The 19,390-nt window shown below is 40.5% G+C and carries 15 protein-coding genes and 2 rRNA genes (1 of these 17 only partly in view); 16 read left to right on the top strand and 1 reads right to left on the bottom strand.

The window, feature by feature from the left end; all coding sequences use genetic code 11:
• Positions 1 to 1,897: ribosomal RNA gene (locus PO903_RS02300) — 23S ribosomal RNA — on the top strand (it extends 1,026 nt beyond the left edge of the window).
• A 63-nt stretch (positions 1,898 to 1,960) separates the two neighbouring features.
• Positions 1,961 to 2,077: ribosomal RNA gene (gene rrf, locus PO903_RS02295) — 5S ribosomal RNA — on the top strand.
• Positions 2,078 to 2,402: 325 nt separating this feature from the next.
• Here the strand turns inward: rrf and serS are convergent.
• The gene (serS, locus tag PO903_RS02290) at positions 2,403 to 3,704 is read right to left on the bottom strand and encodes a serine--tRNA ligase (protein ID WP_273592467.1); all 1,302 of its coding nucleotides are present in this window, start codon (positions 3,702 to 3,704) and stop codon (positions 2,403 to 2,405) included.
• Positions 3,705 to 4,417: 713 nt separating this feature from the next.
• On the opposite strand from serS, the gene PO903_RS02285 reads away from it, so the two are divergent.
• From PO903_RS02285 to PO903_RS02220, 14 genes are all read left to right on the top strand, one after another.
• Positions 4,418 to 4,879, top strand: a complete 462-nt coding sequence (locus PO903_RS02285) for a CtsR family transcriptional regulator (protein ID WP_069328322.1) — start codon at positions 4,418 to 4,420, stop codon at positions 4,877 to 4,879.
• 27 nt (positions 4,880 to 4,906) lie between these two features.
• On the top strand, positions 4,907 to 5,431 hold the full coding sequence (gene mcsA / locus PO903_RS02280) for a protein-arginine kinase activator protein McsA (protein WP_069328323.1): 525 nt from the start codon (positions 4,907 to 4,909) through the stop codon (positions 5,429 to 5,431).
• 13 nt (positions 5,432 to 5,444) lie between these two features.
• Positions 5,445 to 6,518 (top strand): protein arginine kinase, encoded by a 1,074-nt coding sequence (mcsB, locus tag PO903_RS02275; RefSeq protein WP_069328324.1) that lies wholly within the window; start codon positions 5,445 to 5,447, stop codon positions 6,516 to 6,518.
• A 20-nt stretch (positions 6,519 to 6,538) separates the two neighbouring features.
• The gene (clpC, locus tag PO903_RS02270) at positions 6,539 to 9,034 is read left to right on the top strand and encodes an ATP-dependent protease ATP-binding subunit ClpC (protein WP_069328325.1); all 2,496 of its coding nucleotides are present in this window, start codon (positions 6,539 to 6,541) and stop codon (positions 9,032 to 9,034) included.
• A 198-nt stretch (positions 9,035 to 9,232) separates the two neighbouring features.
• On the top strand, positions 9,233 to 10,606 hold the full coding sequence (radA, locus tag PO903_RS02265; protein WP_069328326.1) for a DNA repair protein RadA: 1,374 nt from the start codon (positions 9,233 to 9,235) through the stop codon (positions 10,604 to 10,606).
• A gap of 12 nt (positions 10,607 to 10,618) precedes the next feature.
• Positions 10,619 to 11,695 (top strand): DNA integrity scanning diadenylate cyclase DisA, encoded by a 1,077-nt coding sequence (gene disA / locus PO903_RS02260; RefSeq protein ID WP_069328327.1) that lies wholly within the window; start codon positions 10,619 to 10,621, stop codon positions 11,693 to 11,695.
• 55 nt (positions 11,696 to 11,750) lie between these two features.
• Positions 11,751 to 12,461, top strand: coding sequence for a CDP-diacylglycerol--serine O-phosphatidyltransferase (gene pssA, locus PO903_RS02255; protein WP_069328328.1), 711 nt, complete (start codon positions 11,751 to 11,753; stop codon positions 12,459 to 12,461).
• Positions 12,462 to 12,566: 105 nt separating this feature from the next.
• Complete coding sequence (locus tag PO903_RS02250; RefSeq protein ID WP_273592466.1) at positions 12,567 to 13,559, top strand: PIN/TRAM domain-containing protein; 993 nt, start codon at positions 12,567 to 12,569, stop codon at positions 13,557 to 13,559.
• 127 nt (positions 13,560 to 13,686) lie between these two features.
• Positions 13,687 to 14,382, top strand: coding sequence for a 2-C-methyl-D-erythritol 4-phosphate cytidylyltransferase (gene ispD / locus PO903_RS02245; RefSeq protein WP_273592465.1), 696 nt, complete (start codon positions 13,687 to 13,689; stop codon positions 14,380 to 14,382).
• Positions 14,382 to 14,858 (top strand): 2-C-methyl-D-erythritol 2,4-cyclodiphosphate synthase, encoded by a 477-nt coding sequence (gene ispF / locus PO903_RS02240; RefSeq protein WP_273592464.1) that lies wholly within the window; start codon positions 14,382 to 14,384, stop codon positions 14,856 to 14,858. The genes ispD and ispF overlap by 1 nt, the downstream gene beginning before the upstream one ends.
• Positions 14,859 to 14,900: 42 nt before the next feature.
• A complete protein-coding gene (gltX, locus tag PO903_RS02235) occupies positions 14,901 to 16,361 on the top strand; it encodes a glutamate--tRNA ligase (RefSeq protein ID WP_273592463.1) in 1,461 nt (486 codons plus the stop codon).
• Positions 16,362 to 16,776: 415 nt separating this feature from the next.
• On the top strand, positions 16,777 to 17,469 hold the full coding sequence (gene cysE / locus PO903_RS02230; protein ID WP_241669445.1) for a serine O-acetyltransferase: 693 nt from the start codon (positions 16,777 to 16,779) through the stop codon (positions 17,467 to 17,469).
• A 67-nt stretch (positions 17,470 to 17,536) separates the two neighbouring features.
• Positions 17,537 to 18,934: a cysteine--tRNA ligase gene (gene cysS / locus PO903_RS02225; RefSeq protein WP_273592462.1), complete on the top strand. Its 1,398-nt coding sequence runs from the start codon at positions 17,537 to 17,539 to the stop codon at positions 18,932 to 18,934.
• Positions 18,931 to 19,386: a Mini-ribonuclease 3 gene (locus PO903_RS02220; protein WP_273592461.1), complete on the top strand. Its 456-nt coding sequence runs from the start codon at positions 18,931 to 18,933 to the stop codon at positions 19,384 to 19,386. The genes cysS and PO903_RS02220 overlap by 4 nt, the downstream gene beginning before the upstream one ends.
• Positions 19,387 to 19,390 lie beyond the last annotated feature (4 nt).

The raw sequence follows: 19,390 nt of genomic DNA, 5'->3' as shown, positions 1-19,390 counted from the left end.
ACAGCCCAGACCATCAGCTAAGGTCCCCAAGTGTGTGTTAAGTGGGAAAGGATGTGAAGTTGCACAGACAACCAGGATGTTGGCTTAGAAGCAGCCACCATTGAAAGAGTGCGTAATAGCTCACTGGTCGAGTGACTTTGCGCCGAAAATGTAACGGGGCTAAACACACCACCGAAGCTATGGCTTGATACTTTGTATCAGGGGTAGGGGAGCGTTGAATGAAGATTGAAGGTGTACCGCAAGGAGCGCTGGACCTCATTCAAGTGAGAATGCCGGTATGAGTAACGAAAAGATCAGTGAGAATCTGATCCGCCGAAAACCCAAGGATTCCTGAGGAAGGCTCGTCCTCTCAGGGTAAGTCGGGACCTAAGGCGAGGCCGAAAGGCGTAGTCGACGGACAACAGGTTGAAATTCCTGTACCACCGAAAGCCGTTATGAGCAATGGGATGACGCAGGAGGATAGTGACGCGGACTGATGGATGTCCGTTCAAGCAGTGAGGCTGGTATGTAGGCAAATCCGCATATCACAAGGCCAGGCTGTGATGAGGAGCGAAAATTGTAGTAGCGAAGGTCATGATTTCACACTGCCAAGAAAAGTCTCTAGCCAGGAAGCAGGTGCCCGTACCGTAAACCGACACAGGTGGGTGAGAAGAGAATTCTAAGGCGCGCGGAAGAACTCTCGTTAAGGAACTCGGCAAAATGACCCCGTAACTTCGGGAGAAGGGGTGCCCCGGTAGTGTGAATAGCACGAGGGGGCCGCAGTGAAAAGGCCCAAGCGACTGTTTAGCAAAAACACAGGTCTGTGCGAAGCCGCAAGGCGAAGTATACGGGCTGACGCCTGCCCGGTGCTGGAAGGTTAAGGGGAGTGGTTAGCGCAAGCGAAGCTATGAACCGAAGCCCCAGTAAACGGCGGCCGTAACTATAACGGTCCTAAGGTAGCGAAATTCCTTGTCAGGTAAATTCTGACCCGCACGAATGGCGTAACGATTTGGGCGCTGTCTCAACGAGAGATCCGGTGAAATTTTAATACCTGTGAAGATGCAGGTTACCCGCGACAAGACGGAAAGACCCCATGGAGCTTTACTGCAACTTGATATTGAACTGGGGTGCGATTTGTACAGGATAGGTGGGAGCCGTAGAAACCGGAGCGCAAGCTTCGGTTGAGGCGCCGTTGGGATACCACCCTGATCGCATTTGAGTTCTAACCTCGTACCGTGATCCGGTACAGGGACCGTGTCAGGTGGGCAGTTTGACTGGGGCGGTCGCCTCCTAAAGTGTAACGGAGGCGCCCTAAGGTTCCCTCAGAATGGTTGGAAATCATTCGAAGAGTGTAAAGGCATAAGGGAGCTTGACTGCGAGACAGACACGTCGAGCAGGGACGAAAGTCGGGCTTAGTGATCCGGTGGTACCGCATGGAAGGGCCATCGCTCAACGGATAAAAGCTACCCTGGGGATAACAGGCTTATCTCCCCCAAGAGTCCACATCGACGGGGAGGTTTGGCACCTCGATGTCGGCTCATCGCATCCTGGGGCTGAAGTAGGTCCCAAGGGTTGGGCTGTTCGCCCATTAAAGCGGTACGCGAGCTGGGTTCAGAACGTCGTGAGACAGTTCGGTCCCTATCTGTCGTGGGCGTAGGAAATTTGAGAGGAGCTGTCCTTAGTACGAGAGGACCGGGATGGACGCACCGCTGGTGTACCAGTTGTTCCGCCAGGAGCATCGCTGGGTAGCTACGTGCGGAAGGGATAAGCGCTGAAAGCATCTAAGCGTGAAGCCCCCCTCAAGATGAGATTTCCCAGTATGTAAGACCCCTTGTAGACGACGAGGTTGATAGGTTGGGGGTGGAAGTGCCGCAAGGCATGGAGCTGACCAATACTAATCGGTCGAGGGCTTATCCAAAATCTACAAACGCGATGTTTCAGTTTTCGGATTCAGTTTTCAGGGAGCAACACAGCCTGACTGTTTGGTAATGATGGCGGAGGGGTTCCACACGTACCCATCCCGAACACGACCGTTAAGCCCTCCAGCGCCGATGGTACTTGGACCGCAGGGTCCTGGGAGAGTAGGACGTTGCCAAGCAACGAGCAAGACCCAAAGAGTGATTCCTCTAATGAGGAGTCACTCTTTTTTTGATTTGTTTTTGTTAATTGGTTTACTTTGTTTAGATATAGTACAAAATATATGGAATATCTATATAATCTCTATAGAAAAAATTGATTTACGAACTGACTTAACAGATGCTAGAAATGAAAAATAATACTTTTGAAAGTATAAAGTAACTTACATGATGCTATTAAATATATATTGAGCTAGATCAATAGAGTGTATTACTTGAACATACTTATACTAGCTTAAAAAAAAGGACATCTTTTAAATCAAAGATGTCCTTTTTTTCATATACAATTTAAAGAAAATTAGGATTTGCTAATTTTGCTTTATTATTGAGATAAGGACGGAGCGCTAATGGAATATAGATGCTTCCGTCTTCATACTGATGATTTTCCAATAAAGGGATTAGTATACGTGGTGAAGCGACGGCTGTGTTATTCAGCGTATGACAATATTGAATATTACCTTCACTATCTTTGTAACGTATATTGGCTCGTCTAGCTTGAAAATCATGAATATTAGAAGAAGAATGGGTTTCTCCATAACTTTGTCTGCTCGGCATCCATGTTTCAATATCATATTGTTTGTAGGTTTTTTGAGACATGTCTCCTGTACATACGGCTACCACTTGATAAGGAAGTTCTAATAATTGAAGTAACTCTTCAGCATTAGCTGTAATCTCTTGGTGAATGTGTTCAGATATTTCAGCATTTGCTTCGCAAAAAATGACTTGTTCTACTTTGGCGAACTGATGGACTCTATATAGTCCCCGCACGTCTTTACCTGTTGATCCTACTTCGCTACGGAAATTTTGAGAAACAGCGGCTAATCGAATAGCATCTTGAGAAAGGTCAATGATCTCATTTTGATAATAAGAGACGAGAGCTACTTCAGAGGTTCCTGTTAACCATTTATCTTCGTTTTCTATTTTAAAAGTCTGATCTATTCCTAAAGGAAAGAAAGCTGTATTGCTTAGAGCCGAACTTCTTACTAATGTAGGAACCTCCATAGGAAGATAACCTTTGCCCAGTAATAGATCCAAAGCAAGTTGTTGTACTGCCCGGTGTAGCAAAGCACCTATACCTGTTAAATAATAATTACGACTCCCCGCTACTCTTACTCCTCTAGAAGTATCGATCATCTGATGGATCTCACCTAATTCTATATGATCTTTAAAAGCGAATGGGAACTCTGGTGGTGTACTCCATGTACGAATGACTACATTATCTTTATCCGATTGTCCTTGAGGCGTGTCTGGAGAAACATAATTAGGAACAAGTTCCATCAGTTGAGTATATTCCTGTTGAACAACTTTACTTTCTTGTTCCAATTGTTGAAGTTCTTGATTGATTTGTTTGACTTGATCTTTAAGGGCTTGGATCGCTTCTGTGGGTAATAACGACTGTTGTTGCATATGACCACTAATAGTATGTGTTAACTGATTTCGTTGCTGACGCAATTGTTCGATCTGCTGTAAATATTGATTTTTGAGCTGGTTTTTTTCAAGAAGAGTTGTGATCGATACGTCTATTTTTTTCTGATCAGCCACCTCTTGTAGTTCTGTAAAATGATTTTTAATATACTGGATGTCTAACATAAATCACCGCTCCTTTTTCAAATTGAAAGGTAAAATGCACAAAAAAGCTCCTCATCACTTGGGACGAGGAGCTTTTTGCTCGCGGTGCCACCCAACTTGATCAAATACTTTATAGTATCTGATCCTCTTAGGTTTCGCGATAACGGGCGAAAACCGTTTAACTTAGGAAGCAACAAGTAGAAATCTATCATTTCTTTGCTGCTTCTTGCCGAGAACGCCTCCAGGTTGGATTCCTTTCGATGGCCGTTTCATAGTATTGAATTTGTTGTATTGTAGCGTACTTTTAAAAAAAGTGTCAAGGGATACTTGCAACTAATTTTTATTTCTGATAGGTTGTATACAACTAAATTCTTAAAAATATGATTTTCTATATTATATTTTGTGTAAACCCCTTGGCAAATTCTGAAAATATGTTATAATTAATTAAAGTCAAAGAAAGTCAAAGTCAGCGACTATTCAAAGTGATAACTGATCTAGTTATTGCGAGATATGAATATATCTGATGGTTTGATGTTAAATAGGATTTATGAACTTTTGATTATAATGATCAGATTATTCATGAATCTATTGCTGTATCATCAAACTGTATATCTTCTTTGGTTTCTTACGATTAGGTTTATGGTTAAGTGATATCTATCTGCTATTTTGAACTTATGATAAATGGGTCAAAGTTAGAATAAGTAAATGTTTTAAACATGATGGAGGAATATACAATGCGTAATATCTCCGACATTATCGAACAATATCTAAAACGAATGCTGCAAGATAGTGGAGAGGGAGCAGTCGAGATACAGCGTAATGATTTAGCTGATCAATTCTCTTGTGTACCTTCGCAGATCAATTATGTAATTAGTACACGTTTTACATTGGAAAAAGGATATCTGGTTGAAAGCAAGCGCGGTGGCGGTGGTTATATTCGTATCCGGCGTCTTGAATTGCCTGCTCAAGCTATTCTTCATACTCATATTCATGAGAGTATTGGACAGCATATGAGCCAGACAGCTGCTGAAGGTTTGGTATATCAGTTACTTGAAGCTAGAGTCATTTCCAATCGTGAAGCAGAACTGATGCGTGCAGCAGTATGTAGAGATGTTATTTCGATCAAGCTTCCCTACAGGGATGAGATCCGTGCAAGAATGATGAAGGCGATGTTAATTGCACTGCTTCGTCCCTAATCATTCGGGAGAAAGGGGCAATACGTGATGATTTGTCAAGAATGTCAGGTAAGACCGGCAACTCTTCATTTTACTAAAATTGTTAACGGTGAAAAAAATGAGTTTCATATTTGTGAGACTTGTGCTCGTGAAAAAGGCGAATTGATTCCGGGAACTTCCGGAGGCTTTTCGATTCATAGTCTACTATCTGGTCTAATGGATTTTGATTCTAGTAGTAAAGGGCAACTTGCCGGGCAATGTAGTGAAGATGTTCATTGTGAAGAATGTGGTATGACATATACTCAATTTCGTAAATTAGGACGATTTGGGTGTAGTTCATGTTATAAAACGTTTGATAATCAATTAGATCCTCTTTTTAAAAGAGTACATGGCAGCACTTCTCATGCTGGCAAGCTTCCTAAACGAAGTGGAGTCAAAGTTAAAATCAAGCGTCAAATGAGTGACTTAAAGCAAGAATTAAAAGAACGTATTGCTGAAGAGGAATTTGAAGAAGCCGCACATTTGAGAGATGAAATACGCGAGCTAGAAAAACAAATTTCACAGGAGTCATAAGGAGGAATAACTTATGCCGAATCTCCGTTTTACAGAAAAACCTTTGAGCGATTGGATGCAAAAGGGCGGAGAATATTCGGATGTTGTGATCAGTAGTCGGGTGCGTATAGCCCGTAATCTGATACATCACCCTTTCCCGATTCTGGCAAATATGGAGCAGGCGCAAGATGTACGGAACCAGTTAACAGAAGTGTTGAGTAATCAAGCACTTCAAGATTTGGGACCGTTCGAGCCATTGCTTTTAGATGAATTAGAAGATGTAGATCGCCAAGTGTTAATGGAGAAACATTTGATCAGTCCCAATTTACTGAATGATTCCAAAAGTGGAGCTGTTCTGCTAACTGATGATGAATCTGTTAGTATCATGGTAAATGAAGAAGATCATTTGCGTATCCAGTGTTTATATCCTGGATTTCAATTGCAAGAAGCATGGGAACGTGCGACTCAAATTGATGATGCTTTTGAAGAAGTAGTGGACTTTGCTTTCGATGATCGTAGAGGTTATCTGACAAGTTGTCCAACTAATGTAGGTACAGGGCTTAGAGTGTCTGTAATGCTCCATCTACCTGCACTGGCTATTATGAATCAGGTAGGGCGTGTGTTATCTGCTGTATCTCAAGTAGGGCTTGCTGTACGAGGTCTATACGGAGAAGGTAGCGAAGCGATCGGAAATATTTTTCAAATTTCCAACCAGATTACATTGGGCTTAGCTGAAGAAGAAATCATTGATAACTTGCACAGCGTTGTTTTACAACTGATAGAGTATGAACAACATGCTCGCAGTCGTTTGCTAAGCGAATCCAAATTGCGTGTAACTGATCGAATTATGCGTTCGTATGGAATACTTTCTTATTCAACGATGATGGATTCCAAAGAAGCTTTTCAACGCATTTCCGATGTACGCTTGGGTGTAGACCTTGGTCTTATAGATAAAGCTTCTGTTACACAAATGAACGAATTAACGATAATGACACAACCGGGTTTTCTTCAGAAAACATTCGGTGTTAAAATGGGGTCAGGAGAAAGCGATATGTACCGAGCGCAACTGATCCGTAATACATTAAGTAATGTAAACGTACAAGACTAAACCGTGGAGGTGCTTTAGATATGATGTTTGGTAGATTTACGGAACGTGCGCAAAAGGTTCTTGCGTTGGCACAAGAAGAGGCAGTTCGTTTGGGTCACAATAATATTGGTACAGAGCATATTTTGCTTGGTTTGATTCGTGAAGGTGAAGGCATTGCAGCCAAAGCACTTATCGGTCTAGGTCTTGGACTTGAAAAAATTCAAGATGAAGTAGAATCATTGATCGGTAGAGGGCAAGAACAACCTACTAATATCGCTTATACACCACGTGCGAAAAAAGTTATTGAACTTTCTATGGATGAAGCTCGTAAATTGGGTCATACCTATGTAGGTACAGAGCACATTTTATTGGGATTGATTCGTGAAGGTGAAGGTGTAGCCGCTCGTGTTCTTAATAATCTAGGTATTAGCTTAAACAAAGCTCGTCAACAAGTATTGCAATTGCTTGGTAGCAATGAAGCGGTATCTAGTCATCATGGTACACCAGCTAACGTGAGTACACCTACTCTAGATAGCTTGGCACGTGATTTGACAGCTATCGCTAAAGATAGCAACTTGGATCCTGTAATTGGACGTAGCAAAGAGATTGAGCGTGTCATTCAAGTGCTTAGTCGTCGTACCAAAAACAATCCAGTGTTGATCGGTGAACCAGGGGTTGGTAAAACAGCAATCGCTGAAGGATTAGCACAAAAAATTATCAATAATGAAATTCCAGAAACATTGCGCGACAAACGTGTAATGACTCTAGATATGGGTTCTGTAGTTGCTGGAACTAAATATCGCGGTGAATTTGAAGATCGTTTGAAAAAAATCATGGATGAAATTCGTCAAGCAGGTAACATCGTACTGTTTATTGATGAGTTGCATACGTTGATTGGTGCTGGTGGAGCTGAAGGTGCTATTGATGCTTCTAATATTTTGAAACCAGCATTGGCTCGTGGTGAACTACAATGTATCGGTGCGACAACACTTGATGAGTACCGTAAATATATCGAAAAAGATGCAGCCTTAGAACGTCGTTTCCAACCTATTACTGTAGATCAACCTTCACCTGATGAAGCGGTTCAGATCTTAATGGGATTGCGCGATCGTTATGAAGCTCATCACCGTGTAAAAATTACAGATGAAGCGATTGTACAAGCTGTTAAATTGTCTGATCGTTATATCACAGATCGTTTCTTACCAGATAAAGCGATTGATTTGATCGATGAAGCAGGATCTAAAGTAAGATTAAACTCTTATACAATCCCGCCAAATCTTAAACAATTGGAAAGTCGCTTAGAAGATATCCGTAAAGAGAAAGATGCTGCTGTACAAAGCCAAGAGTTTGAAAAAGCAGCTGCTTTACGTGATACAGAACAAAAAATTCGTGAAGAATTAGATACAACGAAAAATCAGTGGAAAGAAAAACAAGGTCGTACGGATTCTGAAGTAACTCCAGAAGATATTGCTGATATCGTAGCAAGCTGGACAGGTATTCCGGTAACGAAATTGAAAGAAGAAGAAACAGATCGTCTATTGAACATGGAAGAACTGTTGCACCAACGTGTTATCGGTCAAGATGAAGCTGTTGTAGCTGTTAGCCGTGCGATTCGTCGTGCTCGTGCTGGATTGAAAGATCCTAAACGTCCAATGGGTTCCTTTATTTTCTTAGGACCTACAGGGGTTGGTAAAACAGAATTGGCTCGTGCTTTGGCAGAATCTATGTTTGGTGATGAAAATGCGATTATTCGTATCGATATGTCTGAATACATGGAGAAACATTCTACTTCACGTTTAGTAGGGGCTCCTCCAGGATATGTAGGCTATGAAGAAGGCGGCCAATTGACAGAGAAAGTACGTCGCAAACCGTATTCTGTAGTGCTATTGGATGAGATTGAAAAAGCTCACCCAGAAGTATTTAATATCTTGTTACAAGTATTAGAAGATGGACGTCTTACCGATTCTAAAGGACGTGTTGTCGATTTCCGTAATACGTTGATTATTTTGACTTCCAACGTCGGTGCAGATGCAATTCGTCGTAATTCTACGCTTGGATTTACAGCTGCTGTAGATTCTGGGGCAGATTACAAAAACATGAAGGGTAAAGTAACCGATGAACTGAAACGTAGTTTCCGTCCTGAGTTCTTGAACCGGATTGATGATACAATTGTATTCCACTCCTTGGAACAAAAACATATTGCTGAAATCGTAACGTTAATGTCTGAAGAATTGCGTAAACGTCTACGTGAATATGCAGTAGACTTTACTTTGACAGATACAGCTAAAGCATTCTTGGCAAAAGAAGGATTCGATCCTGCTTATGGTGCACGTCCATTACGTCGTGCAATCCAAAAACATATCGAAGACAAATTGTCTGAAGAATTGTTAACAGGTGGTATTGTCAAAGGAGATACGTTGATCATCGATGAAAAAGACGGTGCTTTGACTGTAGAGAAAGTAGCTAAAACAGAAGCACCTGTAGAAAACATTTCGATTGATGAATCTACATCGGATGAAGCTAAATCTTCGAACTAAGTGTAACTTATTTATCATCATTTACGTCTAACTAAAGGTTGGTCCTTGAGAGCAGAAATTGCTCCGGGATCAACCTTTTTGATGTTATAATAGAGAAGATGTATCGCAAAGATGTAAAGTTTACAATATTGTTTTACGATAAAACGTATAGAATGTTAAGCTTATAATAAGTTGACATCAATATAGAGGGAGTTATCCATGGCTAAAGTCAAAACCAAGTTTTTTTGTACAGAATGTGGATACGAATCTCCAAAATGGTATGGTAAATGTCCGGGATGTCAGTCTTGGAATAGTATGGTTGAAGAAAAAGAAAGCAATGTAAAAACACAAGGGATGAATTCTTCTTTATTTCAGACACAGACGAAGCAAAAACCGCAAGCCATTACAGAAATTGAAAGCGGCAAAGAACCTCGCATCCAGACAGGGATTGGAGAACTAAACCGTGTATTAGGTGGTGGTGTTGTTCCAGGTTCGCTAGTCTTAGTCGGTGGAGATCCGGGTATCGGTAAGTCTACATTGTTATTACAAACTTCCTATGCGCTAACACAAGCTGGATTACGTGTTCTTTATATATCAGGAGAAGAGTCGGTAAGACAGACCAAGTTACGTGCAGAACGTCTTGGAGCTTTATCAGATCAATTATTTGTACTTTGTGAAAGTAATATGGATCTGATCGAAGAAGCGATTGATCAATTAGATCCTCATTTTCTAGTGATCGATTCTATACAGACGGTATATCAACCTGAAGTTACTAGTGCACCAGGTAGTGTATCTCAAGTACGTGAGTGTACATCACGATTTATGAGAGTAGCCAAAATTCGTGGAGTGGCTACAGTGCTTGTAGGGCATGTTACCAAAGAAGGTGCAATTGCAGGCCCAAGGATGCTTGAACATATGGTAGACTGTGTACTTTATTTTGAAGGGGAACGTCATCATACGTACAGAATATTAAGAGCTGTTAAAAATCGCTTTGGTTCTACCAATGAAATGGGTATTTTTGAAATGCATGAAGATGGATTGATCGAAGTCTCCAATCCGTCTGAATTATTTATATCAGAACGTTCGATAGGTGTAGCCGGCTCTACAGTGGTTGCTAGTATGGAAGGCACACGCCCTATGCTTGTTGAACTGCAAGCGCTTGTTGCTGCAACTCATTTTCCTTCTCCACGTCGTATGGGAACAGGTGTTGATCATAACCGATTGAGTCTGATTATTGCCGTATTGGAAAAGCGGATGGGGATGTTTCTACAAAATCAGGATGCTTATCTGAATGTAGCAGGCGGAGTGAAATTAGATGAACCTGCTGTAGATCTAGCGATTGCAGTCAGTCTAGCTTCTAGCTTCAAAGACGTTCCGACCAAACCAGATGATGTGATATTTGGAGAAATTGGATTGACTGGCGAAGTGCGTGGTGTATCTCGGGCAGAACAACGGGTTAAAGAAGCTGCCAAGTTAGGATTTAAACGAGTGATTTTACCCGAAAAAAGTCTGAAAGGATGGAAGCATCCTAAAGGTATACAATTAATCGGTATTAATACAGTAGCAGAAGCATTAAAGGCTGCGTTAGATTAGGGGGACATAATGATGAAAGAACTCAGTCAGCTTGAGAAGATGAATAATTTGTTGAAAATGGTTGCGCCTGGTACAGCTTTTCGCGATGGATTAGAGAATGTATTGCGTGCCAAAACAGGAGCATTGATTGTGGTTGGTTACAGCCCGCAAGTTAGAGAAGTTGTCGATGGAGGATTCTCAATTGACTGTGATTTTTCACCAAACTATCTGTACGAACTGGGCAAAATGGATGGAGCGATCATTTTAAGTGATGATCTCAAGCGTATTTTATATGCGAATACACAGTTGATTCCTGATTCTTCGATATCTTCATCCGAAACAGGGATTCGTCACCGTACGGCAGAGCGTGTAGCCAAGCAAACAGGAGAGTTAGTCATTTCGATTTCACAGCGTCGGAATATCATTACGCTATATCAGGGTAATCTTAGATATGCACTGAAAGAAATTGGTGTTATTTTGACCAAAGCCAATCAAGCGATTCAGACATTGGAACGTTATCGGGCGGTGTTGAGTCAATCCTTTACCAACCTGACAGCTTCTGAGTTCGAACAATTAGTGACGATTACAGAAGTAGCAGGTGTAGTACAACGTGTAGAAATGGTACTACGTATACAGACAGAGATTCGGCGTTATGTTAATGAGTTGGGTGTTGAAGGTCGTCTTATCACCATGCAAATGGAAGAATTAATTGGCAATACCGAAGAAGAATTTCTATTGTTGCTTAAAGACTATGGTCGGGATAGTAGCGATGAACGTCTTAATGAAATCACCAACAGTCTCAAACGTACAACAGAAAACGAATTGTTAGATATTACACAAATTATTAAGTTGTTAGGGTATCCGACAGCAGCAGCTCAATCTGAAGAAGTTATTTCTTCTAGAGGATATCGCGTACTTAGCAAAATTCCACGTTTGCCGAATGTGATTATTCATAATTTGGTGGAACGCTTTGGTGCATTGCATCATGTGATTGCAGCAAGTATTGATGATTTGGATGAGGTAGAAGGTATTGGGGAAGTACGAGCACGGACGATTCGAGCAGGGTTACATCGCATCCAAGATCAAGTATTCATTGACAGACAAATTTAATTTAGCTACAATCGTGAGATGAACTGGTTAATATATCCATCTTTGAGGTGAAAAAATGATAACAAAGTCAATTCCAAACATTTGTACGTTATTTAACTTATGTCTTGGGATGGTAGCTATTCTAATGGCGCTTAATGATAATTACAGTCTTGCAGCCATTATGATCATAATAGCGATGTTGATGGACGGTCTGGACGGTCGTATGGCACGTGCGCTTAATGCACAGAGTGAGTTTGGAAAAGAGTTGGATTCACTGTCTGATCTTGTTTCTTTTGGCGTAGCACCTATTATTATTATGTATGATATAGCATTTAAAGAGTTAAATCCGGTATTAGCTATTTCGGCATCTTTAATTTTTCCAATGTGTGGAGCACTTCGTCTAGCAAGATTTAATGTACGGGCTGGGGTTCCAGGGTATTTCACAGGATTACCTATTCCAGCAGCTGGTGGTGTGTTAGCTACATTGTCTTTATTTCATAATGATGTGACTACACCGTATATGATTATAAGTACTATTTTATTGTCTTATTTGATGGTCAGTCGTGTGCGCTATCCTAATTTCAAAAAAGCAGGTATTCCACGTAAAGCTTTATGGTTAGCTCCTTGGGTCATTATTGCTGCGGTCTTTATTGCAGTGATGTTTCCTAATCAGGTATCCAAATTAATTTTTGTGCCGTTAGCGTTATATGCGTTATTGGGCGTGAAGCAAAGTATAGACCGCCTCATTCGTCGACGTTCTAAAAAAGAAAAAGAATCACTTCGATAACTTTTACAGCACATGTTATGCTTAAAAGCATTTATTTCTCTACTTCCCGGGAAATGAATGCTTTTTTTTCATGGAAAAAATAGATAATGTAAGGAGATTAAAAGCATGTGGCAACAATTAATAGGATCGCCCAAAGGATGGATCCAAGCACAAGAAGGTATGAATGAACTATGGATTAGTCTAGCATTTGTGATTGTAGTATTGACGGTAGCTGTACTGAGTGTACGTAAGCTCGTTTATTATGTGGAGTATACCAAGAATCATTTACTCACTGTACCTATTTCACTTGTGATGACAGGAACGATTGGACTAACGATAGGCTTGCTTGTGGGCTTACTGAGTTCATTTATTATGATATGGTTAGGGAGTATAGGAGAAATTATTAGAGCTATTTTGATGAGTATTTTTGGTTATATTGGACTGCGAATAGGACTTGCCAAAAGTCAGGATATTCTTTCATTTTGGAAAAGTGAACCTGTTGCTGTATCTCTACCCTCTACCGATCACAAAATGATCGACAGTAATATAGCGATCGATGGGCGTATTATAGAATTGTGTCAGGATCGATTTATCGAAGGACCATTACTTGTACCAGATTTTATACTTCATGAATTACAACTTCTTGCCGATTCTTCAGATACATTACGTCGTCACCGTGGAAAACGAGGACTTGAAGTGATTACTCATTTGCAACAATTAGAATCTTTGGAAGTCATTATAGAGAATACAAAGTATGAAGAAACAGAGCATACAGACAACAAGTTAATTCGACTCGCTTTGGACAAGTCAGCTACGCTTATAACCAACGATAGTAATCTACAACAACTCGCTCAGCTACAGCATATCCATGTGTTGAATCTTCATACCCTTGCTTCGATTATGAAGCCTATTCTGCGTGCAGGACAAATCGTTCAAACAACCATTATGAAATCAGGCAAAGAAGCAGGGCAAGGTATCGCTTATCTAGAGGATGGAACAATGATCGTGGTAGAGGATAGCCAATCTTATATTGGGCGAGAGTGCGAAGTTATCGTGACCAGTGTGCTACAAACAGCGAATGGAAAAATGATTTTCGCTAAATTATATCGTACGGAATAAGCTACGATTCAAAGCCAATTCCTTTTAATTGTTGTGCTGTGCCTATAGAGGGGTATATTATTAAGGAATGGAGTTTGGCACTTTGATATCTATTAAAGGGCAGGACAGCAGGTTAAGGATGGGGATTATGGAAAATAAAGCAGGTGTTATTGTTGTTGCCGCGGGTAAAGGTTCACGGATGGGCACAACAGAGAGTAAGCAATATCTAAGACTGCAAAATAAGCCGATCCTGATACATACACTGGAAGTCTTTGAACATTCATCTATTATTGATGAAATTGTTATTGTAACAGGTAAAGACGATGTACAGCGTTGTGAGGATTGGATTACAGAGTATAAACTGACCAAAGTGAAGCAAGTGGTAGTTGGAGGCTATGATCGCCAAGAATCTGTTGCTCACGGTTTACAGTATATACACTCTAATTGGATCATGGTGCATGATGGCGTACGCCCTTTTATAACACAGGATCAGATTATGGATTGTTATCACAGTGCAGTTACAACAGGAGCATCTGTATTGGCTGTACCGGTTAAAGATACGATCAAACAAGTCGATCTACAAAAACATATCTTAAGCACACCAGATCGCAGTCAATTATGGGCGATTCAGACACCGCAAACGTTTCGTACTGCTGACCTTAAACAAGCGCATCAACAAGCACTAGCTGAAGAATTTCGTGGGACAGATGACTCCATGTTGATTGAACGTATGGGTGTGACTGTATCCGTAGTAGAAGGCAGTTATGAAAATATCAAAATCACGACACCGGATGATCTGGATTATGCATCTTATTTATTGCAACGTAGGGGAGAGAAAATATAATGATTCGTATTGGCCAAGGATTCGATGTACACCAGCTTGTAGAAGGAAGAGACTGCATTATCGGAGGCATTACCCTTCCTTATGAAAAAGGATTGTTAGGTCATTCTGATGCAGACGTGCTACTACATGCCATTACAGATGCGGTATTAGGCGCACTAGCGATGGGAGATATCGGTAAACATTTTCCAGACACAGATCCTGAATTTAAAGATGCAGATAGCTTGAAATTGCTTAATCATGTATGGGCACTTATTCGTGAGCGTGGATATCGTCTAGGAAATATCGATGCAACGATTATTGCGCAAAAACCTAAAATGGCTCCTTATATTCCGCAAATGGTTGAAGTGATTGCTAAAGCATTAGAAGCTGAACTGGATCAGGTGAATGTAAAAGCAACGACTACAGAACAATTAGGATTTGCAGGCCGTGGAGAAGGTATTGCTGCACAAGCAGTGGTATGCTTAATTAAAGAGTAATAAGTGAGACTAACCGTAATACACTGAAGGAGGAAATAACAAATGACTAACGAAATTCGAGTTCGATACGCACCAAGTCCAACAGGACATTTACACATCGGGAATGCACGTACAGCCTTATTTAACTATTTATTTGCTCGTAGTCAAGGGGGCAAATTCATTATAAGAATTGAAGATACAGATATCAAACGTAATATTGAAGGTGGCGAAGAAAGCCAGCTGACGTATTTGAAATGGTTAGGTATGAATTGGGATGAAAGTATTGATGTAGGTGGCGACTATGGTCCTTATCGTCAGACAGAACGTCTAGACATCTATCGTGAATACTGGCAAGACCTGCTTGATCGTGGTCTAGCTTACAAATGTTATTGCACAGAAGAAGAACTAGAGCAAGAACGTGAAGAGCAAATTGCACGTGGCGAAAATCCTCGCTATTCAGGTAAACACCGTGATCTAACAGATGAGCAGCGTGCTGCTTTTGAAGCAGAAGGTAGAGTAGCAAGTATTCGCTTCCGTGTACCGGAAAACAAAACATTTACATTCGATGATATCGTTAAAGGTGAAATCTCATTCACAACTGAAGATACAGGCGATTTTGTTATTGTCAAAAAAGACGGTATTCCTACGTATAACTTTGCGGTAGCGATTGATGACCATTTGATGAAAATCTCTCATGTGCTACGTGGAGAAGATCATATTTCCAATACTCCTCGTCAATTGATGATCTATGAAGCGTTGAACTGGGAAGCACCTATTTTCGGACATATGACACTAATTGTGAATGAAAATCATAAAAAGTTAAGCAAACGTGATGAGTCGATTATTCAGTTTATTGAACAATATGACAATTTAGGTTATTTGCCAGAAGCGATGTTTAATTTTATTGCTTTGTTAGGCTGGTCTCCAGAAGGCGAAGAAGAAATTTTCTCTCGTGAAGAATTGACCAAAATCTTTGATGCTAAACGCTTATCGAAAAGCCCGGCTGTATTTGATACACACAAATTGTCTCATTTAAATAATGTGTATATCAAAAATGCAGATACAGATCGTATTACAGCGTTGGCTGTTCCTCATTTGCAAAAAGCAGGACGTTTACCAGCGGAACTCAGTGAAGAACAACAACAATGGGCACACGATCTTGTAGCATTGTATCAAGAGCAAATGACTTCTGCTTCCGATATTGTAGAATTATCTGAAGTGTTCTTCCGTACGCATTTACAAATGGATCATGAATCGCAATTGATTATTGGTGAAGAGCATGTAAGTACAGTGCTTAGTGCTTTACTTGAAAAAATCAAAGCTTCAGACGAATTCAGTCCTACTCGTGCAGCAGCATTGATTAAAGAAGTCCAAAAAGAAACAGGATTTAAAGGCAAACAACTATTTATGCCGATCCGTGTAGCGTTGACAGGTGAAATGCATGGACGTGATCTTAACCATACGATCTACCTTTTAGGACGCGATCGTGTTATTGAACGTCTAGCTTCACAAATAAAAGGCTAATTGGTGAACAGACTGTATTGTCTAATCGCATAGAGTTCGTTATAATGATGACCTGAGAATAATTGTTGTATACCTATAAATAGCGATGATCAGGAAAAGTAAAATGATATTGTGAATCCCAGAGACGATGATCGGATTAGATAAGAATATTATCTAATGTTGGCTGGAAATCATCTATTTACAAACATTTGAACATGCACCTGTGAGCTGTATATTTGAACCATTTCTGCCATCTTTTATCCGTATTGATTAAAAGATAGCAAGTATGAAGTAAAATATACCGACCGTTCCTCGTTAAGGAACATGATAAGTAGAGTTATTTTATTTACGTATACATCTTTTATAAGATGTAATCAATAAATAACTCAAGCAGAGTGGAACCGCGTCAATTCACGCCTCTGCAGCCTCTAAGGGGCTGTGGGGGCGTTTTTTTAATGAAGCGCAGGTTAAAAGGGGAAACGTAATGCTGAAAAATATGCGATCTGATATACAAGCTGTTTTTGATAATGATCCAGCCGCACGTAGCTGGTTTGAAGTGATTTTTACGTATTCCGGATTACACGCAATTTGGTGGCATCGGATAGCTCATGCTTTTTATCGTCGAGGTTGGTTTACAGTTGCACGAACTCTTTCACAATGTAGTCGGTTTATGACAGGGATCGAAATTCATCCAGGAGCTACAATTGGACAACGATTATTTATTGATCACGGTATGGGTGTAGTCATTGGAGAAACTTGTGAGATTGGTAATGATGTTCTGATTTATCAAGGGGTTACTTTGGGAGGAACAGGCAAAGAGAAAGGGAAACGTCATCCTACGATTGGGAATAATGTCGTGATTGGATCGGGAGCTAAGATTCTGGGTTCTTTCAAAGTAGGCGATCAAAGTAATATTGGTTCCAATTCAGTCGTTCTTCGTGAAGTTCCACCGGATAGTACAGTTGTCGGCATTCCTGGTAAAATTGTTCGACAAAATGGACAGCCTGCTGATCGCTTAAGACATCAAATGCCTGATCCAATAACAAGTAAACTCAATGAATTACAATCTGAGATCGATCAATTACGCAAACAATTAGCTACCTGCGAAGCAGAAATTAAAAAAGAGTAATGATGACCTGTTACTTTTAAACATATTCGATAAGTACTAGAGCAACATATACGAAAGGGATGACAGTATGGCATTGCAAATATATAACACGATGAGCCGTATGAAAGAAGAGTTTGTCAGTATGACGCCAGGAGAAATTAAAATGTATGTATGCGGACCTACCGTGTACGACTATATCCATATTGGTAATGCAAGACCGATGATCTTTTTCGATGTCGTTCGTAGTTATTTAGAAAATCAACAGTATAACGTAAATTATGTAGTTAACTTTACAGATGTAGATGATAAATTAATTCGCAAAGCTGAAGAATTAAATACAACAGTCGCTGATGTAGCAGAACGTTTTATTGCGGCTTACTTTGAGGACCTTGAAGGATTAGGGATTCGTCATGCAACAATGCATCCACGTGTAACAGAGAACATGGATATCATTTTGGAGTTTATCCAGAGTCTGGTAGATAAAGATTATGCTTATGCTAAAGAAGGCGATGTGTATTTCCGCACTCGCAAATTTGCAGACTATGGTAAGTTATCCCATCAGAAATTAGATGAATTACAATTTGGGATTCGTGTAGAAGTCGATAAGCGTAAAGAAAATCCAGAAGATTTCGTATTATGGAAAGCCGCTAAGCCAGGTGAAGTATCATGGGAAAGTCCTTGGGGAGCAGGTAGACCGGGTTGGCATATCGAGTGCTCTGCTATGGCGCGTCATTACTTGGGAGATACGCTAGATATTCATGGAGGCGGACAAGATTTGCAGTTCCCGCATCATGAGTGCGAATGTGCTCAATCAGAAGCTGTTACAGGCAAGCCACTTTCTAATTACTGGATGCATAATGGATTTATTCGTATAGACGATGAGAAAATGTCCAAATCTTTAGGTAACGGTATTTTGGTTAAAGATTTGCGTAAAGCACACAAACCAGCAGCGATTCGTTACTTCATGTTATCTACGCATTACCGTAATCCATTGAACTACAATGCAGATACTATTCAACAAGCCGAAAATAGTGTAGACCGTATTGCGAATGCCGTAAATAATGTGAAGCATCGCCTTTCTGCTTCAGACCAAGCTTCACCTGTAGAAGAAAGCTTGAACCGACGCTTGACTGAGATTCGTCATCTGTTTCATGAGAAAATGCAAGATGATTTCAACACACCGGATGCAATCACAGCTATTTTTGAATGGGTCAATGAAGCTAATTTGTTGTTACAAAAAGAAGTTGTAGCCAAAGCTTCGCTTGAAGCATTGCTAGATTTGTTTGATGAAATGAATGAAGTACTTCGTATTTACTGGAAAGAGGAAGAATTGGTAGATGCGGATATCGATCAATTAATTACAGAGCGTGTAGAAGCTCGTCAAAATAAAAACTGGGCACGTGCTGATGAGATTCGTGATCTGTTATCTGCGCAAGGGATCATGTTAGAAGATACTCCACAAGGCATGAGATGGCGCCGCAAATGAGTGAAGAATCGTTGAATCCCGCTCAATCTCAGAAAAGTAATAAAGGATGGTTCAGTTTTGACCCTTCCAAGCCTGTAGAGCAACTTCCCCCACTGGCACTTGCCTATATGGGGGATGCTATTCATGAAGTAGCCATCAGACAGTATTTATTATCAGGTAAAAATTTGCGTCCTCATCATTTACATCGCTCTTCTACAAGCTTTGTATCTGCGGGTGCCCAAGCCAAAATCTTAGCTCATCTTGAACCATCGTTAACAGAAGCTGAAAGTAATGTAGTACGCCAAGGGCGAAATGCCAAATCGGGAACTATTCCTAAAAATGCAAGTGTGATTGATTATCGTTATGCGACAGCATGGGAGTGTCTTTTGGGTTATCTATATTATAAAGGTGAACATGCACGTATGGAGCAGTTAATCACTGAAGGAATCCGTCATTTGGAAAAACAGTCCTAACACG

This window comes from Paenibacillus sp. PK4536 (genome assembly GCF_028594455.2).
Taxonomy (GTDB): Bacteria; Bacillota; Bacilli; order Paenibacillales; family Paenibacillaceae; genus Saccharibacillus; species Saccharibacillus nuruki.
The sequence above is the reverse complement of the archived record's forward strand: the minus strand, read 5'-3'. Positions and strand labels throughout refer to the sequence as shown.